The organism is Glutamicibacter sp. JC586, from assembly GCF_009805585.1.
Classification (GTDB): Bacteria; Actinomycetota; Actinomycetes; order Actinomycetales; family Micrococcaceae; genus Glutamicibacter.
Map to the genome: position 1 here is coordinate 349,324 of NZ_VHIN01000005.1, position 25,045 is coordinate 374,368.

General features: G+C 56.5%; 28 protein-coding genes. 14 read left to right on the forward strand and 14 right to left on the reverse strand.

What is annotated here, in order from left to right; translation table 11 throughout:
- Nucleotides 1–9: 9 nt before the first annotated feature.
- The 8 genes from FJV47_RS05180 to FJV47_RS05205 form a co-directional block, all read right to left on the reverse strand.
- Nucleotides 10–870 carry a hypothetical protein gene (locus tag FJV47_RS05180; RefSeq protein WP_159610687.1) on the reverse strand — a complete coding sequence of 287 codons (861 nt, stop codon included), beginning with the start codon at nucleotides 868–870 and terminating at the stop codon, nucleotides 10–12.
- Complete coding sequence (locus FJV47_RS05185) at nucleotides 867–1,502, reverse strand: flavoprotein (protein ID WP_159610689.1); 636 nt, start codon at nucleotides 1,500–1,502, stop codon at nucleotides 867–869. The genes FJV47_RS05180 and FJV47_RS05185 overlap by 4 nt, the downstream gene beginning before the upstream one ends.
- Nucleotides 1,503–1,595: 93 nt before the next feature.
- Nucleotides 1,596–1,751, reverse strand: a complete 156-nt coding sequence (locus FJV47_RS16425; RefSeq protein WP_200831945.1) for a hypothetical protein — start codon at nucleotides 1,749–1,751, stop codon at nucleotides 1,596–1,598.
- A 38-nt stretch (nucleotides 1,752–1,789) separates the two neighbouring features.
- The gene (locus FJV47_RS05190) at nucleotides 1,790–2,770 is read right to left on the reverse strand and encodes a T3SS effector HopA1 family protein (protein WP_159610691.1); all 981 of its coding nucleotides are present in this window, start codon (nucleotides 2,768–2,770) and stop codon (nucleotides 1,790–1,792) included.
- A gap of 2 nt (nucleotides 2,771–2,772) precedes the next feature.
- The gene (gene lxmK, locus FJV47_RS05195; protein ID WP_058255976.1) at nucleotides 2,773–3,870 is read right to left on the reverse strand and encodes a class V lanthionine synthetase subunit LxmK; all 1,098 of its coding nucleotides are present in this window, start codon (nucleotides 3,868–3,870) and stop codon (nucleotides 2,773–2,775) included.
- Nucleotides 3,871–3,907: 37 nt separating this feature from the next.
- A complete protein-coding gene (locus FJV47_RS16680; protein ID WP_255474743.1) occupies nucleotides 3,908–4,036 on the reverse strand; it encodes a hypothetical protein in 129 nt (42 codons plus the stop codon).
- A 42-nt stretch (nucleotides 4,037–4,078) separates the two neighbouring features.
- Entirely contained in the window at nucleotides 4,079–4,984 is a 906-nt protein-coding gene (locus FJV47_RS05200; RefSeq protein WP_235026346.1) for an ABC transporter permease, read from the reverse strand.
- The gene (locus tag FJV47_RS05205; protein WP_058255974.1) at nucleotides 4,981–5,955 is read right to left on the reverse strand and encodes an ABC transporter ATP-binding protein; all 975 of its coding nucleotides are present in this window, start codon (nucleotides 5,953–5,955) and stop codon (nucleotides 4,981–4,983) included. Before FJV47_RS05205 ends, FJV47_RS05200 begins: the two co-directional genes overlap by 4 nt.
- Nucleotides 5,956–6,459: 504 nt before the next feature.
- On the opposite strand from FJV47_RS05205, the gene FJV47_RS05210 reads away from it, so the two are divergent.
- Complete coding sequence (locus FJV47_RS05210; RefSeq protein ID WP_141686332.1) at nucleotides 6,460–6,909, forward strand: SRPBCC domain-containing protein; 450 nt, start codon at nucleotides 6,460–6,462, stop codon at nucleotides 6,907–6,909.
- Here the strand turns inward: FJV47_RS05210 and FJV47_RS05215 are convergent.
- On the reverse strand, nucleotides 6,906–7,271 hold the full coding sequence (locus FJV47_RS05215; RefSeq protein ID WP_159610695.1) for a hypothetical protein: 366 nt from the start codon (nucleotides 7,269–7,271) through the stop codon (nucleotides 6,906–6,908). The two genes, FJV47_RS05210 and FJV47_RS05215, sit on opposite strands and share 4 nt — an antisense overlap.
- Before the next feature lie 8 nt (nucleotides 7,272–7,279).
- Nucleotides 7,280–8,044: an SDR family oxidoreductase gene (locus FJV47_RS05220; protein ID WP_159610697.1), complete on the reverse strand. Its 765-nt coding sequence runs from the start codon at nucleotides 8,042–8,044 to the stop codon at nucleotides 7,280–7,282.
- A gap of 198 nt (nucleotides 8,045–8,242) precedes the next feature.
- Here FJV47_RS05220 and FJV47_RS05225 point away from each other — a divergent pair, with 198 nt between their 5' ends.
- Nucleotides 8,243–9,256 (forward strand): AEC family transporter, encoded by a 1,014-nt coding sequence (locus FJV47_RS05225; RefSeq protein ID WP_159610699.1) that lies wholly within the window; start codon nucleotides 8,243–8,245, stop codon nucleotides 9,254–9,256.
- A gap of 54 nt (nucleotides 9,257–9,310) precedes the next feature.
- On the opposite strand, the gene FJV47_RS05230 is transcribed toward FJV47_RS05225, so the two are convergent.
- Together FJV47_RS05230 and FJV47_RS05235 are read right to left on the reverse strand one after the other, a co-directional pair.
- Nucleotides 9,311–9,514 (reverse strand): hypothetical protein, encoded by a 204-nt coding sequence (locus tag FJV47_RS05230; RefSeq protein ID WP_159610701.1) that lies wholly within the window; start codon nucleotides 9,512–9,514, stop codon nucleotides 9,311–9,313.
- Between the two features lie 41 nt (nucleotides 9,515–9,555).
- The gene (locus FJV47_RS05235; RefSeq protein ID WP_159610703.1) at nucleotides 9,556–11,571 is read right to left on the reverse strand and encodes an ABC transporter permease; all 2,016 of its coding nucleotides are present in this window, start codon (nucleotides 11,569–11,571) and stop codon (nucleotides 9,556–9,558) included.
- A gap of 170 nt (nucleotides 11,572–11,741) precedes the next feature.
- On the opposite strand from FJV47_RS05235, the gene FJV47_RS05240 reads away from it, so the two are divergent.
- A complete protein-coding gene (locus tag FJV47_RS05240; RefSeq protein WP_159610705.1) occupies nucleotides 11,742–12,395 on the forward strand; it encodes a TetR/AcrR family transcriptional regulator in 654 nt (217 codons plus the stop codon).
- Nucleotides 12,396–12,643: 248 nt separating this feature from the next.
- Here FJV47_RS05240 and FJV47_RS05245 read toward each other — a convergent pair whose 3' ends face one another.
- Entirely contained in the window at nucleotides 12,644–12,838 is a 195-nt protein-coding gene (locus tag FJV47_RS05245; protein ID WP_159610707.1) for a hypothetical protein, read from the reverse strand.
- A 322-nt stretch (nucleotides 12,839–13,160) separates the two neighbouring features.
- On the opposite strand from FJV47_RS05245, the gene uraD reads away from it, so the two are divergent.
- The 4 genes from uraD to FJV47_RS05265 all read left to right on the forward strand — a co-directional run bounded on the left by uraD (nucleotide 13,161) and on the right by FJV47_RS05265 (nucleotide 16,574).
- A complete protein-coding gene (gene uraD, locus FJV47_RS05250) occupies nucleotides 13,161–13,655 on the forward strand; it encodes a 2-oxo-4-hydroxy-4-carboxy-5-ureidoimidazoline decarboxylase (RefSeq protein WP_058255968.1) in 495 nt (164 codons plus the stop codon).
- Between the two features lie 26 nt (nucleotides 13,656–13,681).
- Nucleotides 13,682–14,038 (forward strand): hydroxyisourate hydrolase, encoded by a 357-nt coding sequence (gene uraH / locus FJV47_RS05255; RefSeq protein ID WP_159610709.1) that lies wholly within the window; start codon nucleotides 13,682–13,684, stop codon nucleotides 14,036–14,038.
- Between the two features lie 4 nt (nucleotides 14,039–14,042).
- Nucleotides 14,043–14,966, forward strand: a complete 924-nt coding sequence (gene pucL, locus FJV47_RS05260) for a factor-independent urate hydroxylase (RefSeq protein WP_159610711.1) — start codon at nucleotides 14,043–14,045, stop codon at nucleotides 14,964–14,966.
- A 75-nt stretch (nucleotides 14,967–15,041) separates the two neighbouring features.
- A complete protein-coding gene (locus FJV47_RS05265; protein ID WP_200831946.1) occupies nucleotides 15,042–16,574 on the forward strand; it encodes a nucleobase:cation symporter-2 family protein in 1,533 nt (510 codons plus the stop codon).
- Nucleotides 16,575–16,645: 71 nt separating this feature from the next.
- On the opposite strand, the gene FJV47_RS05270 is transcribed toward FJV47_RS05265, so the two are convergent.
- Complete coding sequence (locus FJV47_RS05270) at nucleotides 16,646–17,050, reverse strand: hypothetical protein (protein WP_159610713.1); 405 nt, start codon at nucleotides 17,048–17,050, stop codon at nucleotides 16,646–16,648.
- Nucleotides 17,051–17,114: 64 nt separating this feature from the next.
- Between FJV47_RS05270 and FJV47_RS05275 the strand changes: the two genes are divergently transcribed.
- The 7 genes from FJV47_RS05275 (at nucleotide 17,115) to FJV47_RS05305 (ending at nucleotide 24,872) form a co-directional block, all read left to right on the forward strand.
- Nucleotides 17,115–17,897: a DeoR/GlpR family DNA-binding transcription regulator gene (locus FJV47_RS05275; RefSeq protein ID WP_159610715.1), complete on the forward strand. Its 783-nt coding sequence runs from the start codon at nucleotides 17,115–17,117 to the stop codon at nucleotides 17,895–17,897.
- Complete coding sequence (galT, locus tag FJV47_RS05280; RefSeq protein ID WP_159610717.1) at nucleotides 17,897–19,027, forward strand: galactose-1-phosphate uridylyltransferase; 1,131 nt, start codon at nucleotides 17,897–17,899, stop codon at nucleotides 19,025–19,027. Before FJV47_RS05275 ends, galT begins: the two co-directional genes overlap by 1 nt.
- Nucleotides 19,024–20,220, forward strand: a complete 1,197-nt coding sequence (galK, locus tag FJV47_RS05285; protein WP_370514934.1) for a galactokinase — start codon at nucleotides 19,024–19,026, stop codon at nucleotides 20,218–20,220. The genes galT and galK overlap by 4 nt, the downstream gene beginning before the upstream one ends.
- Nucleotides 20,217–21,185 (forward strand): UDP-glucose 4-epimerase GalE, encoded by a 969-nt coding sequence (galE, locus tag FJV47_RS05290; protein ID WP_159610719.1) that lies wholly within the window; start codon nucleotides 20,217–20,219, stop codon nucleotides 21,183–21,185. The genes galK and galE overlap by 4 nt, the downstream gene beginning before the upstream one ends.
- A gap of 56 nt (nucleotides 21,186–21,241) precedes the next feature.
- Complete coding sequence (locus tag FJV47_RS05295) at nucleotides 21,242–22,204, forward strand: ROK family protein (protein ID WP_235026347.1); 963 nt, start codon at nucleotides 21,242–21,244, stop codon at nucleotides 22,202–22,204.
- Between the two features lie 244 nt (nucleotides 22,205–22,448).
- Nucleotides 22,449–23,054 carry a malonic semialdehyde reductase gene (locus FJV47_RS05300; protein WP_159610721.1) on the forward strand — a complete coding sequence of 202 codons (606 nt, stop codon included), beginning with the start codon at nucleotides 22,449–22,451 and terminating at the stop codon, nucleotides 23,052–23,054.
- A gap of 342 nt (nucleotides 23,055–23,396) precedes the next feature.
- Entirely contained in the window at nucleotides 23,397–24,872 is a 1,476-nt protein-coding gene (locus tag FJV47_RS05305) for a sugar porter family MFS transporter (protein WP_159610723.1), read from the forward strand.
- The last annotated feature ends 173 nt before the right edge of the window (nucleotides 24,873–25,045 follow it).

A 25,045-nucleotide genomic window follows, 5' to 3' on the forward strand; every position in this document is an offset into this window, starting at 1 on the left:
ATTTCCTGGTTAGTTGCTTACCGGGCCGGATATGTAATTTGTTGCTAGCCGCAAGAGCACGGTGGACTGTTCAATCGATGCGCCCGCGTAGTGGTGCCAATCGAACGCGTGGTGAACCAGGCGGAAGGCGCGGGCCAAGTCCAAGTCTGCTGGATTGTGAACTGCGGAAAAGCAGTCCAGCAAGCCTTGTTCCAGCTGCTCCAAATCCGGGAGCAGCAAAGGGTGGAACGCCTTTATTTCGGCGATTTCCCCCAAAACCCAACCGAAATCGTAGACCGGATTCGCAAAGCCGGTATCCTCGCCGGTCAGCAGGCTGCCAGATCGGGCGTCAGCGGTCAGGACCCAGTGGGCCATTCCGGGGCAACCGTGAACGAGCACGCGGTGTTCATCGCCGCTCACTCGAGCAGCCCAATCGTTTAATCGGGCCAAGGTTGCTGCGCCAAGCAAGTTGCGTGCCGGCTGCCATGAACCGTCGAGCCAGGCGGCCGCGCGTTGCAGGGTGCGAGGACCCGTGAATGAGGCGCGGGAACCTGGCTGGGCCTTGTGCACGGTGTTCAGTGCGGTGCCCCAGAGCTTTCCAATGGACCGCATTTTGACCGGGGTGGAATTCAGAAGATGGATTGCCAGGGTCGAATTGGCTTGAGTCCGGTAGTTGCGTTCGACGCTGTCGCCTCGTCCCCAAATGACCAAGCTCGAATCGGGGGTGGTGTGCGATGGCCCGGCCGGCGCGAGGGTGGAAAAAGCCAACGGGGCACGTTCGCCCAAGCGGTGCTTCCACGAATACAGGTCGTCATGGCTGTCGACTTCTGTGGCCAGCAGCCCGGTTTCTACCTTGAAGCCTTCAGATGCGGGCGCGTTTCTTGCGCTCATGGGCTCTCCACGGTTGCACCGGTGGTTCTGGCGAGCCGCGCGGATTCCAGGCGGCGCATCACTGCCGGGAATGGGGGCGGTACCCACGCTTGCGCGATATCGCTGGATTCACTGGGGCCTGGCACGGGATCGATGACAACGAAGTTCTTCGGAGTGCGCAGCGCATCCAGGACCTCGGTGACCAGCGGGTTGGCCAGGGCCCTCGGTGGCAGGGACGGGGCGATGCACACTGGTGCACTGGTGCTGAGCGCAGCAAGCAAAGAAGGGGAATCCGTGATTCCATGGGCAAGCCGCGATGTATAGTCCAAGGTTGCGGGGTAGATCAGCAGCAGGTCAGCCCATTCGGCCAGCTCCACATGCGCAGCGATCACTTCGTCTTCCCAACGATCGGACTGCACGCGAGCACGCAAACGCGTTTCCAAGCTGTGACGCGTGATGAATCGGCTCGCGGAGTCGCGCATGATGATCCTGAACTCCGTGTGCGGAGCCGCGGCGAGAATCCAGTCCAGCCAGAAGGGCATCACTTGGGTCGCGGCGGAACCTGTCAAGACCAGCGCAACTTTACGATAACCGAAGCTGTCTAACGACAGGTCCAGTGCCTGCGCGGGCATGGTGCTGTGTGCGGTGGTCATGATGTTCCTTCGTGGTAGTTGCGGACCGATGCGGTGGATTGCTTGATCGTTGCCAACCGAGCACTCCACCGCAGTGGCTGAAAATAGCGGCTGTTAGCAGCCCGCGGTCAGTGTTGCGCCAATGAGAACGCCGACGCAGAATGGGCTGGTGGCCGGGGCTTCGGCGGCCGCGTCGGCTCCTAGCTCGATGGGTGCGGCGTAGGCGGTGTGGGCCTGGGCCAGATCGGACAGTGCATTGGTGGTGCTCATGATGGTGCTCCTTTGTGATCTGCCATATCAATGGCGTTTTATTGGGGGTGAGTGGTCAGCGGGGCGCCCTGCAGGTTGGTGGATGGGCGGTTCGGGTCAATCCGGGCCTCGGCAGCTTCTTGGGCCCAGGCCTGGTGCAGGCAAATCCGTTCGCGTTCGGCTCGGAAGAGGGCATCGGCCAGAACCCGGGAGCGATGCTGCCCGAAGCTCAATGACCTGTGGGACGCACGTTGGTCGATCCCTTCTTCTGCCAGGGCAATTGAGCGTCCGAGCGGCTGAGTGAATATTGATGGGCTGTTTTGCATGTCCGGAAGGTCAGCCATGGTCGTGCTGAACATGGCCGCAATTTCGGCAGCCTGTGCAACTGGAATATAGGCAACGATCGCGTCGCTTCGAGGATAGGCCAATGACGATGACAGGGCCTTGAGATGATAGCCGCTTCCCGAAGCTGCCAGCGCTCGAAGCAATCTTGGGAAAAGCCCCAAGGCCTGGTCGGGGGTGTCGCAGCCAACATAAAGCCGGGCAATGCCGGAGGGCCCTGCCGGGGATCGCTCGCCGAGCACCAGCAGGTATCCCGGTGTGGTCCGGGTGCGCCAGCTGGGCAGCCGTACGCTCAGCACCGAGTTCCGGGCGCTCCTGCGGACGTCGGACTCGGGCAGCAACACCTTGACTCCGCCGATCTTGGCGACGACGCGGGTTTTCCCATCTACGAAACCCGTGCTTTCGAATCCTGGGTCTGCTTCCTGCCAGATGCTCTGATGCGGCACCAGTGAGATGAGCTGCGTGGCCAGATCCTGCTCGCCGGTGGTGGGCTGAGCATCAATCAGTGGATTGCGAATGTGCAGACGCTGATAAATCTGGGTGCTGAGTTCGTTCTTGAGCTCCGCTGGACTGGAAGCTGTATACCGATTGTCATCGATGGTTGCCGACAAATTCGCCAAATCCAGGCGAACGGATCCCGCGACGGAATCCAGGACGCCAGCGAAATCGAAACCAGTTGCCGTGAGCATGGCGTTCATTCCTAGTCCTCTCCAAAACCTAGTGCGTGGCTATATCGAGCGGGGTCCAATAGGGCCTTGCGGCCGATGCCTGCCGCTGCCCGTTCAATTCCGGGGAGCCGGGAAACCATAGCGGCACGCGCCAACGAGCGGTCCACCAGGTGCCACCCCAGTCTGGCTGTCACGCGCATCGCAAGCTGCCGATCGTCGTGGTCTGAATTCAGCCGGTAGTGGTGCCACAGCTCTCGCAGCTGCGGAACAACTGCGGCGATCCGATGCGAGATCCGTTCAGTCGCGCTGTTTTCATCAAACTGCTCGGGTGGGGCAGTTGCTCCGCCTCGGGAGGTGACCGAATCTAGCACCGCCCGGTAGATCCATTCCCCGGCCAGGGTTCCCAGATCCCGTGCCGGGTCTCCGAGGCAGAAGTCCTCCCAATCCAGTAGATTCAGCTGCTCATCATGCACATGGAATTGGTCCCAGCGCAGATCGCCATGAATTGGCGACCTGCGGTTTGCCTCTTCGGCATCACGCAGGGCTTCGAGAGCCTGTTGGAGCTGGTGGTCCTGCTGCAAGGCCGGATACAGCGAGAGCTCAGCCAAGGTGAAATCCAGGTACCGGGATTGCGGGACCCCGACGCGCAGCATCTGCACGGGCAGCGTGCTACATGCTGGTTCAAGTCCGTTCGTCGGGCCCGAATGCAACCGCGCCAATAGCCTTCCAGCATCACTCGCGAAACTCTCAGGTAACGCATCCTGGACGACCAGGTGAGCCAAGCTGGTGCCGGGGCAGTAGTCGAACAGCAACAGGCCGGAGAATTCGTCCCCGGCGATCAAGCCCGGGCTGCTCGGAGCATGCTGTGGATTTTTTCTGGCAAAGACCGAAAAATTCATTGAGCGGGCAAAGGCTTGTGGCGAGGCTGCGGATGAATTGAACTTCTTGGCGAAGATATTGCTGCCATCGGTCAATTCCATGATCCAGGTGCCATTGCGCCCGGCAAATTGTGCCGGAGAAACTGCCCGGATCGGTGCGCGGCCAAGACCTTCAAGAAGTGCGTCGGCGTGCTGGGCAGCTGCGCTGCCAGCGGGGGTTGCCGTAGGTGGGGAATTCGTAATGGCGGTCATCGCGATGCGCTTTCTGGCTGTAGGAGGCGAGCGGTGGCTATGCCAGGAACGTGGTGATGGCGTAGGCCACTGCGATGCCCACCAGGAGCAGGCCGAGATTGCGCAGATGTTTCTTGAGTTTCGAGGACTTGCCCTGGGAGTTGCGGGCGGCATTGCTTTCAGTCATCGTTCTTGTCCTTTCAGAGACATGGGGCTGGGTTTTTTGGGGCTAGTTCTGGTCATCCGGGGTAAGAGATGCGCGCAGTGAAACTTTGGAGCCGGTGCGCAAGGCATTGTTGCGGTATAGCCGGGCGGCAACCCAGAACAGGGCGGGGATTGCCACTGTGCTCAGGCCGGCGGCCGCAGCCATGTGCCACATTTCAAGGCCGTCCAGGCCGAACCTGATGGGCATCAAATATGAGGAAAAGAGGGGCACAAAGGACAGCGCATGTAGCCACGGGTTATCGAGGTGGGTTGGCAAGACATACAGCGAGACCACCAATAGCACCATTTGCAGAACCGACAGCGGCATTACGGCAGATGCCAAGTCCTCCTGCCTGGCTACTGTGGCGGCCAACGCGGTGTTGAGCAGTGCAAACACTGCGTAGCCGAGCAAGAACCACACCATGAACCACAACAATGAGGGGCCCACCTGGATATCTAGAAGGGAGAACCCATCCGCTATCGCGAACCCGAGCACTCCGGTTCCGCCGATCACCAGAAGCTGGGCCAGTGTGACCAGTCCTATGCCAAGCAATTTCCCGGCCAGCAGGGGGCCAATGCCGATCTTTGTGAGCAGGATTTCGACGACTCGGGAGGACTTCTCCTCCACGACACCAGCGGTCAAGCTTTGCGAGGAGTAGACCAGGGAGGTCAGCAGGGCGCAGATCATGGCGGTTGCGAACAGCATGCGGGGATTCAGGCTGAATGCCTCAAGGCCTTGTGCTGAATTGGCGAGAAACCAGCCGCCGACACCCGCCGCTGCGCCGACGCCCAAGGCGAGAAGCCCGGTGGTGAGCAGGATGGTGCGGTTGGACGTTCGGGTGAGGATCTCCCTGCGGATGACCAATAGAGTTTCGCGCAGTGCCTGTCTGGATTTCGAAACACTGCCGGTTTCCAAGATCTGCGTGCTCATTTGCATGCCTCCGATGCTGTAGTGGCTGGTGCGGCCGGAGCCGCCGTGGAGCGGCCGGCTGAAATATATTGCCTGGTGAGCAGGTCATCCAGTGAGCGCTGGATGGATTCGATGCTGCGCAATCCGCCGTGGCTCTGGGCAATGGCCAGCAGCTGGGCAGGTATGTCGCGGTCCTCGCCTTCCATGGAGACCAGGATGCTCTTGTTGTCTGCTGAAGGCCGCGTTACCTCGATGCCCCGGAGCATTGCGGCTTGTGCTGCGAAGGCATCTGCGGTGCGGGAGAAATTCAACTGCCAACGGCTTATGCCCTCGGTTTTCAATTCTGCGATGCTGCCGCTGGCCTTGACCCGGCCCTGGTCCAGGATGCAGACCCGGTCGCAGAGACGTTCGACAAGATCCAGTTGATGCGAGGAAAAAAGCACACCCACCCCGCGGGCGGCTTGTTCGCGAATCAGCTCGCCCATTGTTGCCACGGCGCTGGGATCAAGGCCGGAGAAGGGTTCATCGAGCACCAACAGCGCGGGGTTGCCAACCAGCGAGACTGCCAGTTGTACTCGCTGCTGGTTGCCCAGCGAGAGATCCTGGATGAGCGTGCGCTCGCGGCCCTGAAGCCCCAATGAAGCGATGAGATCTTCTGCCACAGAGCGGGCAGCTGAAAGCTTGTGGCCCTCCAGCAGCGCAAAGTGGATGATCTGCTCACGCACCGGCATCTGCGGGTAGAGCCCGCGTTCTTCTGGCATGTAGCCGATGTTGCGCCGGTCTTGCGCGGTGATCGGTTTGCCATCCCACGTGATTTCTCCTTGATCAGCGGTCAACAGCCCCAAGATCAGCCTCATGCTGGTGGTCTTGCCGGCACCGTTGCCTCCGATGAAACCGACGATCTCGCCGCGCTGGACCGATAGATCCATGCTGTGCAGCACGGTGCGGTCCCCGAAACTGCGGCTAACGCCGGTTAGCTGCAATCCGTTCATGGTGGTCCCTCCCTGGTTTGGAATCGTTCCTGTCGACAACGACTGTATTGGCCGTTGAATCAAGTGACCCTGTACTTCCGTATAGTCTTGCGGTGTACAAAAGTTCGACGGCTTAATCCACAGATCGCAGGCTCGAAGAGAGGTTCGCTCATTTTGTGGCTAGCGGATTTACCGGGAAGAAATAAATCTAGCTGAAGGGAGATTGAGCGCTAGAACTGTTCTTTCGTATAGGTGCGCGGCAGTGCGTGCGATGAAAAGTAGTAAGTGGCATGAGAACGCCGCAACAGATCATCATCACATTCACGAGTACGGAGAACACCACATGACTAACCTGGTTTGCACCTTCGCCCTAGCACTGAACTCGATTGCGATCCAGATGGCAGAGCCGGCGGTTTTCGGGTACTGGTTCTGCAGCAATTTCGGCGCCATGTGCTAGGCGGTCCCAGGCATTCCTCGCGGAACGTGCTTGCAGCAGCCTCTGCGACTCGCGATACCATTGAACTCATGGAATCGATGACTGAACTGGTGATTGCACGACAGTTTTCCGCCCCAAAAACAGCTGTTTGGGCAGCTTTCGTGGAACCCGAAATCATTGCCCAATGGTGGGGGCCACAAGGGTGGAGCGTCAATGAAGAATCGGTTGTCTTCGAAGCCAAAGTTGGCGGTCGCCATGAACTTGAGATGGTTCAGATCGAGAACCCAGAGGCGATGGTTCCCCTCAAGGCCGTCATTACCTCATTTGACGAATATGAGTGCTTGGTCAGTGCCGATGGCCCACATGAGATGACCTTGGACCTAGTCATTGAAACTCGTATCGAATTCAAGGAATTCGCCGGTCAGACCATGCTGACGCTGACTCAGGGACCGTTGCCCTATGAAGTAGTGGATTCCAGTACTAAAGCCTGGCATTCAGCCCTGGGTAAGCTCGAAGCACTACTCTCCGAGTATTTCTAAACAAAATAGCTGCGGATCTCCTTGATTTTTGCGGCTTTGCCCGCAGAAGCAAACTTCAGCACATGGCTGAAGTGAGTCACTGATTGTTGCTGATCGTAACTTTGACCATCGGTGCTCCCTTCCTTGCCGTGGGTTAGAACGCTGAAAAATTGCAGGGTGTCAGTCGTTGGCATTGCAAGTATCCATTCGCGCACTGAATCCACGCCCACCAATGTTGTTCTTCCGATGATTTCCCACTGAATATCTTCGGAGAACCACTGCTCAAGTACCGATACGTCGTTGTTATGAACGGCGGTGATTACGTCGGTAATAATCTGATGGCGAGGAGCATTGCCACAGGTTTCTGGGATCTCTACTTTCATGGGCCTTCCTAACCTCGTCCGATATACGGCATGCCACCGGCGGTAATGGTGAACTGATTGATAGAGGTTCCCAAAGGTACCCCAGCGATGTAGGCGATGGCTTCGGCGGCCTGCTCGAGTGGGAACGTTGGCTCAACAATTCTTTGGCCACTGGGCTGCAGTGCCCCATCGTTGGCACCAAAATCATCGAGTAGGTCGCTGGCCGTATTGCCGATATCTAGCTGCGTCGCCCGGATCTGATAGGGCCGACCGTCAAGCTCTAACGCTTTAGTTAGTCCCGCGATCCCATGTTTGGTCACCGTATACGCCACCGAATTCACGCGGGGGACCTGGGCGGAGATCGACCCGTTATTAATGATTCGACCACCACCATGAGCCTTGAAGTGTGCAAAAGCGCTACGGGCTGCATTGATGGCACCAGTCAGATTGATCTGACATACCTGGTCCCACTGCTCGGGGCTCAACTGGTCGATGGAAACCGAAGAACCAAAAACTCCTGCGTTATTAAAGAGCACATCGACGGAGCCAAAACGCTGCTGGGCTGCAGAGAAGAGTTCATCAACGGCGCTGGCATCCGTGACATCTGTAGGGATGACCAGTGCCGAGGGATGAGACTGCGCAGTTTCCTCCAAGGTGGATTTGGTGCGTCCGGCGAGGACAACATTCCATCCCTGAGACAAGAGCAAACGGGCGGTGGCACGTCCAATGCCGGAACCGGCACCCGTGATCACGACGGTGCGAGTTGCCTCGTTTATCTGAGGGGGCTGGGACATTATTTCTCCTTGCAAGGTTCCATCGGCATTGGTGCAACGTGCGTACTCTCATCCTAGGAATACCGACTCAGAATGCACAGCCGAGATAGTAGATATTGCGTGTCATTCGGGGTGCACTAGGGCAGAAGCAAACCAAGCTACTAGGCTTAATTTGTTCGGCCCACAGAAAATTGGTCGATCAACCCTCAAAGGAGACTTGTGTTCCTCGACGTGCTTTATGGTGTTCTGCCACTGTTCTTCATCATGCTCATTGGCTTTGGCACGAGTTATGCACCCAAGTTTCCTGCTTCCGTGGAGCCAGCACTGAACGTCTTCGTGTTCTATGTGGCCTTACCTGCATTGCTTTATAAAGTGGTGGCCCGCGCCGATATTAGTGACGGGGTGCCGTTCTCATTTCTCTGGATTAGCATCGCGGCAACATTGCTCTTCGCGGTGATGAGTTGGGCATTCTTCAGATATTTACTGCGTGTGGGGCCACAACGCGCGCTCGCCGGAATGCTCACCACGAGTTTTGGCAATGTCTCGTACCTTGGAATTCCGGTGATCATCGGGGTGATGGGGCCGGAAGCAGGTTTTGCGGCTGGGATGGGTCAACTGGTGCATAACATCATCTTCATGGTGGGCTTCCCGATTCTTGCGCAGATCATGTTGCCAACCGGAGCCCATGCCGAGCAACATCCCGCCAGTGGGTCGCGGTTGCTTCGAACCATCCGAAGCGCACTGCTTTACAGCCCGGTGACCTGGGCGATGGTCATTGGTGGTGCCGTGGTGCTCACGGGAGTTCATGTGCCCGGACCTATTGATGACACGATTGACCTGCTCTCCGCAGCGGCGGCTCCTGGAGCACTTTTTGTTATCGGCATGTCACTGAAGCGAACCATTGAACGCTCCCGTGCAGCAAGGAACGCGGAAGCGGTGGAGGACCAAGCATCGACCGTCCGGGCCAAGTCGTCGATGCTGGTGATGATTATCGGCAAGCTCGTAGCGCTACCGCTTCTGACCGTAGTGATGCTCCAGCTTTTCGCGCCACAGCTGGATCGCATCTGGTTCAACGCGGCAGTGCTCATGGCCGCCATGCCAGTCAGTGCCACCGCCTACATCATGGCGCACAATGACACGGGCAACGGCGAACCTACCGCCGTGGCCATTGTGATCACTTGCCTTCTATCTGTCATTGCACTTCCGGTGCTCGCGCAACTGGTCCTGAAATAAGTCGTCGCGGGCCGATGGAACTCGGCCCGCGACTACATCCATGACTTGCTCAGGTCAGTTGGTGATCGATTGCTTCTCATCGATGGACTGTGGCGCATCAGCATCGATCAGGTCTTGTGCTTCGGCATCAATCTGGTTGGCACCTAGCGCCGCTTCATTGGCCTTAGCCTCGAGAGCCCGACCCTGCAAGGCTGCTAGCTCTTCAGCGGAGATTGGATGGCTTTCTGTCATCACCGGCTTGAGATGATCTATGACCATCGTGAGAGCCAAGCAGACAAGAGCCCAGATCGACAAAGTGATCAGGTGCGTACCAAGACCCGCGCCACCGAAGTAGAGCACCGAACGCACCGATTCGACGGCTGCCGGCATAGGCAAGATGTCGTGCAGAATCGTGAACATCCGCGGTTCCATGTAGATGGACAAGGCCCGTTGGAGGCCGGAACGCCCAGGAACATCACCAGCAACATGGTTGGCAGTAGACACAGCATGCCAATGAGTCGGTTGAAGACCGTGGTCAACATCGAGACTGCGAAGATGGCCAGCATGCCCACCCCAAACAGTTCCCAGAAGTGTCCGTCTACGGCGTGTTTGAGTGGCCCAGCGATCATATAGATCACCGCGGACATGAAGACGGAATACACCGCGAGCAGTGGGATCAGGCTCTTCAGTGGACGCAGGTGTGGCGCTGCGGTGGAACCGACCATGATGACCATGAATCCGGCCATGACCCAGCCCATGCCTACGTACATGCTTGCCGTACCCATATTGTCGTGATCCGGCAGGGCAGCCAATTCTTGGTACTCCACTGCCATATCTTGCGACTGTGCGATCTGGGTAAATACCTGTTTGACCACCTGTGAAGCGGCGTTCCCGGAAGCCTGAGCAGTGTAGATAGTTGCCTCGGTCTGCGTAGCTGACGGCAGTACAAACGCTCCGGTGAGTTCTTGAGATTCCACCAGTTGCTTGGCTTCGTCGGCGTCCTGCAACGTCGTGAAATCAAAGAGTCCCGACATGGATTCTTCCAGGGACTGCGCCATCTGATCGGCTTGCTCGGTGGTGGAACCAACAATGGCGACGGGCATATGACGCGGTGTTGGGGTCTGCATGGCTCTGAGCATGGCAGTGAGCATGATGGCAATCATCGTGAAGGGGACAGCACCCAGGGTGATGTATCGCCAGGCTTTGCGCTGTGGGCGTGGACCGCCGTGAAGCGAGGCAATGTTGATCTGGGTGGGGGTTGGGCTCTTGCCCTTCTTGGTGCGTATCTTGTCGATCAAGGTAGTTAGCAGCAGTGCGGCAACAGCTCCACCGATGAGGATCAGAATGTGTTTGGCTGCTCCGTCGCCGTTAAAGTACAGCACCGAACGCATGGCTTCACCCAGTGCCGGCAAGGGCAGGAATTGGTGCAAGAACGGGTAGATCTTCGGCAAGGCGTAGACGGACATGCCCATGTTTGATGCGGGCTGACCAAGCACCATAAACAAGAGCATTCCGGGGATGGCCGCTAACGGCCCGAAAATCCGGGTCAGCAGCACTTGAGAGGAACCCACGGCGAAAACACCGAGGGCCAGTGTGCCTATCACGGGAATGATGCTTGATGCTGGGATGACGCCCAGGATCGGTCCACCGATGAGTACCCCGAGCCCGGCCAACAGGATGGACCAGCCCGCCAGCAGGGGAAGTGCCCGGCGGCGTTTGAGCAACTCAGGGGAGTTGGAGAAAGCTAAAGACCACGGCATATATCCTGCGGTGACCATGGCGGTGGCTAGAAGCATCGCGCCCATGCCCATGGGGTCGTTCTCTGGGAGAGGAGCAATGTCCTGCGCATCAATGGTGAATCCTGCCTCGGCGAGGGCAGGAGTTAGTATCGCCGAAATGGCGCCGGAGGAAGAAACACCAGCGCTGCTGGCGGTGTAGAGGGTTGCAGAATTCGCGTCGAGGACGACAGCCGCGGTCACCTCGCGGTCGTAAACCAGATTACGTGCTTCCAGAGATGAGTCGACGATTTCGGGATCGACCGCTTCGCCGTTCGTGGTGTCCAGGTCTTCTACAAAGTCGGTGGCCGCTGAAGCGCTACTGGCATAGATGGCTACGGGCATGTTTTTGGCTTCTTGATGGTGCATCGCACCTAGATAACCCCAGACCATCATTCCGACGATCATCAGTGGCATGACGAAAACCGCGGCGGTCCGTCCGATCTTCTCGGCTTTGGCTCGTTTAGCGGCGAGTTCTTGCGGGGAAAGGTCTTGTTGTTTGTCCTTGGCTTTGTGCCGAGGTGGCGGAGGTGTTTGTGGCTCGGTGGGTGCAGTGCTCAAATTCCCATGCTCCTAGGAGTGTCGGTCCGTCGGGGCTGCTGCAGCAGGCCATCGGAAGTAGATGCTGTACGGCAACGACTTTACGCCACGTGGCGTAAAAATGACATAACGTGAGCTGTGGATCACCATGGAGATGGTGGTTGCCACGTATTTGATGGGAGAAATGTTCCTTGGGTCGACATAGCGACAAGGCGCGAGAAGTTTTGCTCAACGCTGCAGAAGAGCTGTTCGCGCGCCATGGAATTGATGCCGTGTCCAACCGCAAGATCACCGAACATGCCGGAACGGCTAATCACTCCGCCATCAAGTACCACTTTGGTGCTAAGGATGACTTGCTGCGTGCGATGGTTCAACGAGCGGTGGATGACGTGCGTGTCTGCCGTGAAAAACTCGTAGGGGATGACAGTGCCGATCCAACGAGCCTGCGCGAACTGGTAACCGTCCACACGCTGGCGTTGCTCCACTCTTTCGATGCTTTGCCTCGACCTTCGTGGCGGGCGCAATTCTTGTTTCAGGTGCGTCTGCGCCCCGAATTTACCGAAATGCTGGCCGGCCTGATCAGTGAAGGGATACAGCGCCGGGCCGCCGCGAGTGACACCCTTGAGGAGCTCAAGGGCATACCAGAAGTTGTTGTTAGCTCAAGGGCGATGATTCTCGGGCCCATGGTTCTTGGGCTCTGTGCCGAATATGAGGCGCTCGTGAACGAAGGCGAGCAGCGTGGCAGCTGGGAGTCCATGGGGTACTTCGTGGTAGACGCAGTCGTGGGAATGCTGGCTGCGCCGAGTACTGCACCCGCAGATTTTATGGACTTTACCCAGAAGTAGTTAGTGGGCGCGACGCCAGACTTTCCATGTGGGATGTAAAAGCTGCGACTGGAAAGTGTGCTCAGTGAGCGAGCTGTAGCTGTTTTTGTTGCGCTCGCAGTATTGGGCGCTGCGGGCGCCCTGCAGCAGGTCCCCGCTTTTGATGTTGCTTCACCGAGCCAGCACTCAGCCTTACTGCTTTCGCGACGCTAGGGCTGGCCATCAATGATTGCTCGCTCCGAATTCAGGGTGATGCGGACCTGTTGTGCTTAGCGTCCGGTGGAAGTTCCAAAAATCTTGTTCCACAGCGACGGGCTAGTAGTGGAGATTTTTGGGTGACGAACAATATCCGGATCCAGGTTGTCGATGGGCTGGAACAATCCCGTGCGCAATGCCGCCGTTCCGCTTAAAGGACGATTCTCTGCGGTTGGATAATTAATTTTTGTCTGATTGATGGCGGTCATGACCCCTCCTCTGAATTGGAAAACTTTCGCATTGTGAAAGTTGCGTTTTGTCTAGTGAAACTAGTATGCGAGCTCTGTGGGGGTGTTGGCAAGGGGTTTGGGCAACTGATTTCGCGGGAGTGTGAAAAGGATTTAACAAATACACGTCGTGTAAATTTTTCGGTTTTTCTCTTGACGAGCGCTCTGTGAGATGGCTTACAGTTGTGCAATAAGGTTCCACGAAACCAGCATCGAGTCGAAGCCGAAGACAATAAATTTCGGTGGTAAGGGTGTTCAGCCAAGGTCCGTGGAATGTCGACCGAAGAAAAGAGCTGATCACCCAATGCATCTCGACGCATTCAACGAACTCTCCGCAGCGGAAGCCGAATCCGTGCTTCGACCCTGCGTTGATGTAGACCGTTGGGTCCACGACCTGATCTCAGCCCGCCCCTTTACTACCCGGGCAGAACTAACTTCCTATGCACTGAAGGGAATCACTCCTTTTGATTCCCTTGAACTAGACATGGCCCTAGCTCACCATCCACGGATCGGCGAGCAGGCTCAAGGGCAAAGCAAGGAAGCGGACCTCTCTCGTGGTGAGCAAGCCACGCTGAACCTGGATGACGATGCCTCCGCACGCCTGAAAGTTGCTAATCAGCGCTACGAACAACGCTTTGATCGCGTTTTCCTCATCCGTGCTGCCGGCCGTAGCACCGAAGAGATCTTGGCCGAATGTGAACGCCGGCTCGGCAACGATGACGCCACCGAAATTTCTGAAGTCGCGACCCAACTACGCGAAATCGCGGTCTTGCGGCTCAACGACCTCATTACCAATTGATTCCCTCCAACATTTAGGAGATGACCATGGCAGATGTCAGCGCTGAACGCAGCCACATCACCACCCACATTCTCGACACCGGGACCGGGAGGCCTGCCTCCGGTGTTAAGGCCACGCTGGAAGCCAAGCTGGCATCCGGCTGGCAAGAAATCGGAACAGGATCCACCGATGCCGATGGACGCATCAAGAAACTGGGACCGATACAGGTTGAAGCCGGCCGCTACCGGATTTCTTTTGAAACTGGCGACTACTTCGGGAAGCAGGGAACGGAAAGCTTCTTCCCCGCGGTAACTATCGACTTCTTCGTGAATAACGTCGATGAGCATTACCACGTACCTCTTCTTATCAGCCCGTTTGCATATTCCACGTACCGAGGGAGTTAGAGAAATGACTACCGAAATCACCGCCCCAACCCAGAGCAAGATCGTGCTCGGATCCAACCAATACGGCAAGGCCGAAGTTCGCCTGGTCAAGATCACCCGCGACACCGAACGACACCAGATCCAGGATCTGAACGTCACCAGCCAACTTCACGGCGACTTCAGCGCGGCACACCAGGATGGAGATAACTCAAAAGTTGTCGCCACCGACACCCAGAAGAACACCGTGTACGGACTAGCCCGCAATGGCGTGGGCGCCGTCGAGGATTTCTTGGTCAAACTCGGAGAGCACTTCACCGGCGAATTCGAATGGATCACCGGTGGCCGCTGGGCAGCGCAACAGTTCTTCTGGGACCGCATCAACGACCACGACCACGCCTTCTCGCAAAACAAGTCCGAGGTTCGCACCGCAGTGCTGGAAATCGACGCGCAGGGCAAAAAGTCCATCGTTGCTGGCCTTGAAGATCTCACTGTTCTGAAGTCCACCGGTAGCGAGTTCCATGGCTTCCCGCGGGACAAGTACACCACGCTGAAGGAAACTTCAGACCGCATCTTGGCCACCGATGTCACCGCACGCTGGCGCTACTCCGATGAAGCCATCGCAGCAGGGATTGACTTTGACGGCGTGTATGCCTCGGTGCGCAATTTGTTGCTAACGCAATTCGCGCAGACACACTCTTACGCACTTCAGCAGACCATGTTCCAGATGGGACAGGCAGTTCTCGAAACGCACCCAGAAATTGCTGAGATCAAGATGTCCCTGCCTAACAAACATCACTTCCTGGTGGATCTTGATGCCTTTGGCCAGGACAACCCGAATGAGGTGTTCTTCGCTGCGGATCGGCCTTATGGACTGATCGAAGCGACTATCACTCGCGAGGGCAGCGAGAATAGCCATCCAATTTGGGCCAATATTCCGGCATTTATCTAACCGAACAGCGTTGAGGGTGTGCCGATGCGGACACACCGGCACACCCTTGGCAGCGACTGACGTAGGAGGTCAGCCTTGAGCGCTACACCTGATGAATCTACCAAAGCCATTAGGCCCGAAGACACCAAACTTTCCGTGGGCAAGACTTTTACCTACGGCTTGCAGCACGTATTGACCATGTACGGAGGCATTATTGCCCCACCACTGATCATTGGTAATGCTGCCGGCGTCGACCCGTCAGAAATTGGCATGCTGGTCGCTTGCTGCCTGTTCGTTGGTGGTATTGCCACCTTGCTTCAAACCATTGGTATCCCCTTCTTCGGAGCTCAGCTTCCCTTAGTTCAAGGAACTTCCTTCGCTTCGGTAGCCACCATGGTCGCCATCGTTAACGGAGGTGGGGGGTTGCCGGCAGTCTTCGGCGCAGTACTAGTTGCGGCGCTGATTGGCTTGCTGATCGCCCCATTCTTTGCACGCGTTATTCGGTACTTCCCACCGGTAGTAACGGGCGTGGTGATCACGATGATCGGAATTTCCCTGACGCCGGTGGCAGCGAACTGGGCTATGGGCGGGGACGCAAAAGCCCCGGACTACGGTTCGCTGAGCAACATTGGCCTGGCAGCCGGAACCTTGTTGGTGGTTCTCTTGCTTTCAAAAGTTGGCAATGCAGCGATTTCGCGCATGTCGATTCTCTTGGCGATCATCCTGGGAACTGTTGCCGCGGCCGTAATGGGTATGGCAGATTTTTCCAAGGTGTCTCAGGGCGCCATCTTCGCGTTCCCGAAGCCTTTCGCCTTCGGCATGCCGGTGTTTGAAATTGGCGGCATCATTTCGATGACCATCGTGGTTCTAGTGATCCTCACCGAAACCACCGCTGACGTGCTTGCAGTGGGTGAGATCGCCGGAACCAAGATTGATTCCAAGCGCATCGCCAATGGCTTGCGCGCAGATATGGCCTCTTCGGCCATCGCCCCGATCTTCAACACCTTCACTCAGTCGGCCTTCGCGCAGAATGTTGGCTTGGTAGCGATCACCGGAATTACCAGCCGCTTTGTAGTCGCTGCAGGTGGTGGCATCCTCATGGTGCTCGGATTGTTGCCGATCCTCGGGCGAGTTGTCGCCGCTATCCCGACCCCGGTCCTGGGTGGTGCAGGCATTGTATTGTTCGGTACTGTCGCGGCCTCAGGAATCCGCACGCTCTCCAAGGTCAAGTACGACGGCATGAATCTGGTCATCGTTGCTGCATCCATCGCTTTTGGTTGTATTCCTATTGTGAAGACTGACTTCTACTCGGGCTTCCCTACCTGGTTTGAAACGATCTTCCACTCCGGGATTTCCTCCGCTGCCATCATGGCGGTCCTGTTGAACTTGCTGTTCAACGAGTTCACCTTTGGCAATACCAAGAATGCCTCCGTCTTCTCAGCTGCCCCACCACGAATGGTGAAGCAGGATGAGATCTGTGGATTGCTCGACGGTGATCACTTTGAAGACGGAAAACTGATTGACAAGGAAGGCTATGAAATTCCAGTTGTCACACCCGATGACTATCAAAAGATTCAGACCGGGCAAATTCAGATGCCCGTGCCCAAGCTGAACCAATCAGGACACTGACACTTACTGGCACCAAAAGATGTAGCCGACAACTTCGTGGTTGTCGGCTACATCTTTGTTCTGAAGCGTGCTTAGTTGTTGAACACGTTATTTATGGCGTCATTCGTCCTGTTCAGTGTCGAGGCCGGTCGACGGTTGGCCCAGAGGTCTTCGAGTGCCGGGATGATCAACGAGGTAACATCCGCTCCGTGGTCAGTCACTGGCAGGTAGAAAGTGTTGCCGTCTTCCACCGGGCCGGTGAAGGCCTTGGGATCCAGACCCTGTTCTGCATAGATCTTGGAGGTGATATTGGTGGCATCGGTGCGGGAAGGGAAGACCACGCCTGCCTTGGCTACAACATCCTGACACTGTTTGCTGGCCATATAAGCTACCCAGCGTGCACCGCCTTCGGTGACCATGGCCATAGAGCCGAAGTGACCTGACCGTAACGTCGAAAAATGAACATAAGTAAACAACAATAGTGTTGAAATAAACATCTTTGTGTTTAGATTATGAAGACAAACCAACACTGTCGCGTGCGGCGAGGAAGTAGGAGAGACTGTGAGTGAAATTCTGCCTGGACGTCGCCGGCAGCTAATTCTGGATCGCGTTCGTGCCGCTGGGGCAGCCAAGGTGGCAGATCTCGCGGAGGAGTTCGGCGTTTCCGACATGACAGTACGTCGAGACCTGAATCGACTGGTGAAAGACGGCGAGCTCAATAAGGTTCACGGTGGAGCAGAGCTGCAGTCAGGATCCTCTGCGGATGAGCCAGGGTTCCAAAGCAAGTCGCAGCTTCAACTTCAGGAAAAAGCCGCGATCGCCACGGCCGCGGTCAAACTGGTGGAACCAGGAATGTCGGTTTCGCTGACTTCTGGAACTACCACATTCGCATTAGCCAGAGCCCTTCGACAGATCCCGAACATCACCGTGGTGACCAATTCACCACGAATTGCAGATCTATTACAAGACGCACCAATAGAGGGACAAACAGTTCTTCTCACCGGTGGCATGCGCACCGTTTCAGATGCCCTGGTCGGACCGCTGGCTACCGCCGCCATTGCTTCCCTGCACGTCGACCGTTGCTTCATGGGCGTTCACGGGTTCAGCGTCGAAGATGGTTTGAGCACACCAAACATGATGGAAGTAGATGTCAACAGGCTCTTCCTTGAACACAGTAACAGCAACGTACTACTGGCCGACCACAGCAAATTCGGGACCAAAGGTCTCTACCGAATTGCCGAGCTCGACACCATTGACACACTCATCACCGATGACGGATTGTCTCCCACTGATGTGGAGACCATCTCTGAGCACATTCATGATTTAAGACTGGAGAAAGCCTGATGGCAGCCGAGAACTTCGAGTCCAGAGCGCTCGCCGAACATTGGATTAGCCATCGCCTGGCTGACGGCCGAGAATCGGTGTTCTTTGCGGATCCTGGACACGCTCTTCCTATGAAAATCGTGGACGATCGCGCACTCGATCCACGTGGTGAGCCTGGTGAATTGCGCTTTGATCGCTTGACTGGGGACTGGGTGGCGGTGGCCGCGCACCGCCAGTCACGCACCTATCTGCCGCCAAAAGATCAGTGCCCACTGTGCCCCAGTGTGGGTGGGCGCCACAGTGAAATTCCTGCCGAAGACTTTGACGTGGTGGTCTTTGAAAACCGTTTCCCTTCACTCGGACCGTCCCTAGGGCAGATCCAGACACCAGGAGCGGGTGAACCTCTCGCAGCGCAGCCGGTTCCAGCCGTTGGACGTTGCGAAGTAGTAGTTTTCACCCCAGATCACTCAGGATCCTTTGGCTCTTTGAGTGACGAACGGGCTCGCACCGTAGTGGAAGCCTGGGCTCACCGGACCCGTGAACTCTCGGCCAAAGACGGTATTGAACAGGTTTTTATCTTTGAAAATCGTGGCCAAGATATCGGTGTGACCCTGCACCACCCGCACGGCCAGATCTACGCCTACCCTTATGTGACTCCGACAGCGAAGAAAATCGCGCAGCAAGCAAGAGAGCACTTTGAAAAGACGCAAAAAACGTTGCTCGGACAGATCCTTGAAGCAGAGATCGCCGACGGTTCTCGCATTGTTTCCCGCGGGGAACACTTCACCGCGTATGTTCCTTACGCCGCTCGCTGGCCTTTGGAAGCCCACCTTGTTCCTCACCGTCACGTGCCTGATTTTGCTGCATTGACCAAGGAAGAAAAAGACGAACTCGCGATCATGTATCGAGATCTGGTGCGCCGCTTCGATGCTCTGTATGACTCACCCACTCCCTACATTGCGGCCTGGCATCAGGCCCCGATTAATGCAGCGGACCGGGCGGCAACACGATTGCACCTACAACTAACCAGCCCGCGACGAGCTGCTGACAAGCTCAAGTTCTTGGCCGGCTCAGAAGCTGCCATGGGCGCGTTCATCAACGACATTACGCCGGAACAGACGGCTGCACGACTGCGTGAGGTATCGCTTTGAGCAACAGTAAAAGCCCAGAAACTCTCGGGCGAATTGAGAATCTTCGGCAGAAGTTCTTCAAGCTTTATGGGCACCACCCCGAAGGAATTTGGCGGGCCCCGGGGCGTGTAAATCTCATCGGCGAGCACACTGACTACAACCTTGGTTATGTATTGCCTTTTGCCATCGACAAGAATGCCTTGGTGGCCATTCGCCGCATCTCCGAGCGTGAACCCGAGGCCAAACAATTGAACTTGGCTTCGACCTATGGGCACTCTGATATACCGGAAATCACCCGCGTTGCGGTTGATCAGCTGGCTCCCGGTGCGGTGACGGGCTGGGCCGCCTATCCGGCAGCGGTCGCGTGGGCTTTGAATCAGTTAGATAACGTTGAAATTTCAGGGTTTGAACTGTTGGTGGATTCCGATGTTCCCGTGGGTTCCGGACTGTCCTCGTCGCACGCCTTGGAAGTAAGCACCATCGTTGCCCTCAATGACCTCTATGAACTGGGGTTGTCACCTACGCGCATGGCTCAGCTAACGCAGCAGGCCGAAAATGACTTTGTTGGTGCTCCCACTGGCATCATGGATCAAAGCGCTTCGTTGATGTCCAAGGCGCAGAACGCCTTGTTCCTGGACTGCCGCTCGATGCAAGCTCAGACTGTTCCGCTTCCACTGGCCCAGAATGATGCGGTCGTCTTGGTTATCGACACCCGTGTGGAGCATTCGCACGTTGATGGTGGATACGCAGCTCGCCGCCAAAGCTGCGAAGAAGCCTCCGAAATTCTGCAGGTCTCATCCCTGCGGGAAATCGAGACCGTTGCTCAACTTGAGGCCATTGAAGACCCAATAGTGCGTCGCCGCGCCAAGCACATCGTGACCGAAAATCAGCGTGTGCTCGATACGGTTAAGGTCCTGAAAGTGGGAGATCTTCAGGCGGTGGGCAAGCTCCTGTACCAATCACACGTTTCGATGCGTGATGATTACGAAATTTCCTGCGAGGAGTTAGACGTGGCTGTCGAGGCATCCTTGGAAGCCGGTGCCATCGGCGCCCGCATGACCGGCGGTGGTTTTGGCGGAAGCTCCATCGCCCTAGTTAAGCGCGAACAGATTGAAGCGGTCAGTCGGGCAGTACGCATGGCATTCGACCAAGCCGGCTACAAGGAACCAAATATTTTCACGGTGATTGCCGATGAGGGAGCAGGGCGAGCATGAGTTGGTTGGTCACCGGAGGCGCCGGTTATATCGGTTCCCATGTCCTGCGTTCCTTGATCCAGGCGTCCATGGATCCCATCGTGGTTGACTCCATGGCCAGCGGAGTGCGCGGATTTGTGCCGCCGGAGATTCCTTTCTATTCGGTCAATGTATTGAACACCGAAAAACTCACCGAAATCATGAAGCGTCATGAGGTCACTGGCGTGATCCACCTTGGTGGTTATAAGTACGCCGGGGAATCGGTGAAAAATCCATTGCTGACCTTCGAACAGAATGTCACCGGCACCGCTAACCTCTTGCAGGCCATGGCGGATGCGCGGGTTGAAAATATAGTGTTCTCTTCCTCTGCTGCGGTGTATGGCACCCCATCGGTTGACCTGGTCACCGAGGAAACCGGAACCTCCCCGGGGTCTTCCTATGGGCAGAGCAAGGTCATTGGTGAATGGTTGATTCGAGATCAAGCGGTGGCGGCGGGCCTAAAACATACCTCGTTGCGTTACTTCAATGTGGTGGGCTCGGGAAGCGAAGAACTCTTTGATGCCAGCCCGCACAACTTGTTTCCTTTAGTGTTCAAAGCACTCAATGAAGGCAAAACGCCAAAGATCTTTGGCACCGATTACAACACTGCCGATGGCACCTGCGTGCGCGACTATGTGCACGTGGTAGATCTGGCATTGGCACACGTAGAGGCAGCAAAGAAGTTGGAAACTGGCACCGAGCTAGAGCCGGTCTATAACCTCGGCTCCGGCGACGGAGTTTCGGTTCGAGAAATCATGGATGCGGTCCGAAAAGTGACCGGCATCGAGTTCACCGCGGTAGAAGAAGCCCGCCGCCCAGGTGACCCAGACCGAATTGTGGCCGACGGAAAGCTCGCAGCCCGCGACTTAGGCTGGCAGATGCGTCATAGTTTGGATGAAATGGTGGATAGTGCCTGGAAAGCGTCGTGCCGGCAGGCTTCTTCCTAGTTGTTCGCAACACAATTGATCTCACGTGGTACGCCGAGGGTCTAAGCTGGAAAATTGTGAGTCCAGCTAACCTTTCCATCGGCGTTGATATCGGTGGTACCAAAATCCTTGCGGCCCTCGTGGATGAAGAGGGAAACGTCTCCGGACAGATCCATCGCGAAACGCCCAATCATGATGTGGCGGGAATTGAGCGAGCCATTGCTGAAGTAATTCGGGAACTCTCGGCTGGCAACGAAGAGCTGCCGGTAGGTATCGGCGCAGCCGGCTGGATGGACCGCAAGGGGCAGAACGTTTTGTTCAGCCCACACCTGTCATGGCGCAACGAGCCGGTGCGTGACCGCCTCATGAAGCTTGTTGGTCACGAGGTAACCCTGGTCAACGATGCCGATGCCGCTGGCTGGGCAGAGCATCGATTTGGTGCCGGACGCGGTGAAAGCGACATGGTGTGTTTGACCCTTGGCACCGGTATTGGCGGGGCGGTGATCCTCGGCGGTCAAGTTCACCGTGGCAAGTCCGGGATTGCCGGCGAATTTGGGCACCAAGTGATCGTTCCTGGTGGCCATCGCTGTGCCTGCGGTAACCGTGGATGCTGGGAGCAGTATGCCTCCGGTAACGCTTTGGGTCGTGAAGGCGCCGAGCTGGTGCGCAGTAAATCTCCCGTCGCATTCCGTCTGCGCGAAGCCGTGGGGGATAACCCTGAAGCGGTTACCGGTGCGGTGGTAACTCGATTGGCCGCCGAAGGCGACCCGGCGTGTGCCGATCTGATCGCGGACATGGGAGAGTGGCTGGGATTGGGCATCTCTAACCTTGTTTCGGTCTTGGATCCAGGGACCATCGTCATTGGTGGGGGTTTGGGTACCGCGTCGAAGCAATTGGTATCCCAAGCGGAAGAGACTTATCGCCGCACACTCTCGGGTCGAGGATATCGACCCTTTGCGAAGATCAGCCAAGCTCAGCTAGGACCCGCCGCAGGGCATATTGGCGCTGCCGATCTAGCACGATTTAATCGGCAACAGTAGTACACGTCCGGTTGATATTGAACGAGGCATCCTTTAGAAATGTGCGTGAACTCGGGCTCTGACGGACTGACTTTCGGGTGGGGATCCGAAAACTCTCTTGTTGCTGAACTCGGATAGATTACTGTGCTGCAAAACACATTGGGCAACGGAATGATGCGCCGGGCTTGTTGGTTGGAAATGCATAGAACTAACCCGTAACCGGCGATGGCTAGATAATGCCCCGGATGACTTGAAAGGTGCGCGCATGACTGTTGCAGCCCAGGAAACCCAGAATGACTCCGCAGTGCTAAACGCGATTTTCGGCGAAGCACGCACCGCTAATGCCTTCGTTGGTGAGGTCACTGAAGCTCAGGCTCAGGAAATTTACGAACTGGCCAAGTTCGGTCCGACCGCCTTCAACTCCCAGCCACTGCGCGTCACCTACGTACGCTCAGAAGAAGCACGCACCAAGCTGCTTGAGGGGCTTGCTGCGGGCAACCGTGAAAAGACCGCTGCTGCCCCTTTGGTAGCGATCCTTAGCTACGACACCGCGTGGCACGAACAGTGGGACAACTTCCTGCCAGGCTACAACGCACCCAAGGCCATGTACGACGCAGACGCTGACTTCACTGCTGCCACCGGTAACAACAACGCTCACCTGCAGGCAGGGTACTTCCTGCTGGCGGCCCGTAGCCTCGGCTTCGCTGTTGGTCCGATGACCGGTGCTGATTTCTCCGCCATTGACGCTTCCTTCTTCCCAGAAGGTGACCAGAAGAGCTTCTTGGTTGTTAACATCGGTCAGCCAGCTGAAACCGAAATCGGCGCACCAAAGGCTCGCTTCGAGTATGAGAAGGCAGTTCAGACTGTTTAGTTCGTGATTGGATCACGAACATTAAATAAATGAAGCTCGGAAATCACAACAGTGAGTTCCGAGCTTCACTATTGTCAAACCCTTGTCTAGACAGGCTCATATCGATTTTCAATCACCCGATGCGAAACCCTTAAGCAGTAGTTTGGAAGGGCTTCGGTTTGATGAAACTATTGTTGAGTGCGAACCACGGGTGGCTAGCTCGGTGTTGATGACGCGAGCTGAAACTAATGTGCAAATGTATAGACTTCGCAGTCGCAGGTCCGATCATTTTCAGGTCGATCAGACCGGCCGGAACCCAGCCCAGCATCGCTCTACTTTATCGGAGTGAATCAAAGGAGTTTTATGTCCACTGCGCAGAGCCATTCCGGCGAATCGAGTTTGCCCACACTGACCTCAGGGCCGCATTCCAAACGCCTAGGGCTGATTTCGATTGTCGCGTGCTTCGGCGGACTGCTCTTTGGATATGACACCGGTGTTGCCAACGGTGCCGAAGGTCCGATGGCTGCTGAACTGGGACTGAACCTCTTGCAAGTCGGCGTCGTGATCAGCTCCTTGGTCTTCGCCGCAGCTGTCGGGGCGCTCGTCTCGGGCCAAATCGCCGATTCGTGGGGTCGACGCAAAACCATCATCGCCTTAGCTGTCCTCTTTTTTGTGGGGACTCTCTTGGTGGTTCTTTCGCCTGCAAGTTCGGAACCAGGAACCTTTTCCGCGGCAGGGTTCAGTGTCCTCGTGGCTGGGCGAATCATGCTCGGTCTAGCTGTAGGCGGTGCGTCCACTGTGGTGCCCGTATACCTAGCTGAATTGGCACCCTATGAAATTCGCGGATCGATCACCGGTCGCAATGAGCTAGCTATTGTCGCCGGCCAGCTCGCCGCGTTCGTGATGAACGCAATCTTGGGCACTTGGCTTGGAGGAAGCCTGGATGGTGTTTGGCGCATCATGTTCTCCATCTGTGCCTTGCCGGCTCTGGTGCTCTTCTTTGGAATGTTGCGGATGCCAGAATCGCCTCGCTGGCTCGTCGAAAATGGGGAATACGAAAAGGCCTACGATGTGCTCAAGACCGTACGTTCTGCTGATCGCGCGCTCGCCGAACTACACGAAATCCAGGTAGTTGCAGATAAGGAACAGCTAAAGAGCAAGCCCGTAGGTATCAAAGCTGTCCTCAGCAATAGATGGCTCGTGCGCATTGTCTGCGTCGGTATCGGTGTTGCGACCATGCAACAACTCACCGGAATCAACTCGATCATGTACTACGGAACAAGAGTGCTTGAGGAAGCGGGCATGACCGCTGGGCAGGCAGTTTTGGCCAATATTACCTTCGGCATTGTTGCCGTCATAGGTGGCATGATTGGTCTGCGCAATATGGATCGCTTGGATCGCCGGACGACCTTCATGACGGGGTTGTCACTGACTACCGTGTGCCACCTGTTGGTGGCCTTTGCTAGCATGCTGCTGCCGGTGGGAAACCCGCTGCGCCCGATCATCATCTTGGTTCTGGTGGTAGCTTTTGTTGCTTCAATGCAGACTTTCCTCAGTGTTGCTGTCTGGGTCTGGCTGGCCGAAATTTTCCCGTTGCACATGCGTGGATTAGGTATTGGCATTTCGGTGTTCTTTGGCTGGGGTACCAACGGAGTGCTGACCCTCTTCTTCCCCTCATTGGTTTCGGGCGTTGGAATCACCGGATGTTTCTTTATCTTTGCTGGCGTTGGAGCGCTGGCGCTGTATTTCGTCGCGACCCAGGTTCCAGAAACTCGTGGGCGCACGCTCGAGGCGCTCGAAGAAGATGTTTCTTCTGGCGCGATTCACCACTCTCGATAACTGATCAAAGTGGCTCACGTCGCTATTTAAGGGCACGCGTTGCGTACCAACAGGGCTGACTTTGCGGTAGCGGCAATGTTTAAACCTAGGACGTAAAAACCTCTAGAAACTTCCTAAGCACGCATGTCAACAATTGTATTCACAAATAAGCATATATGACATCGACGAGTATC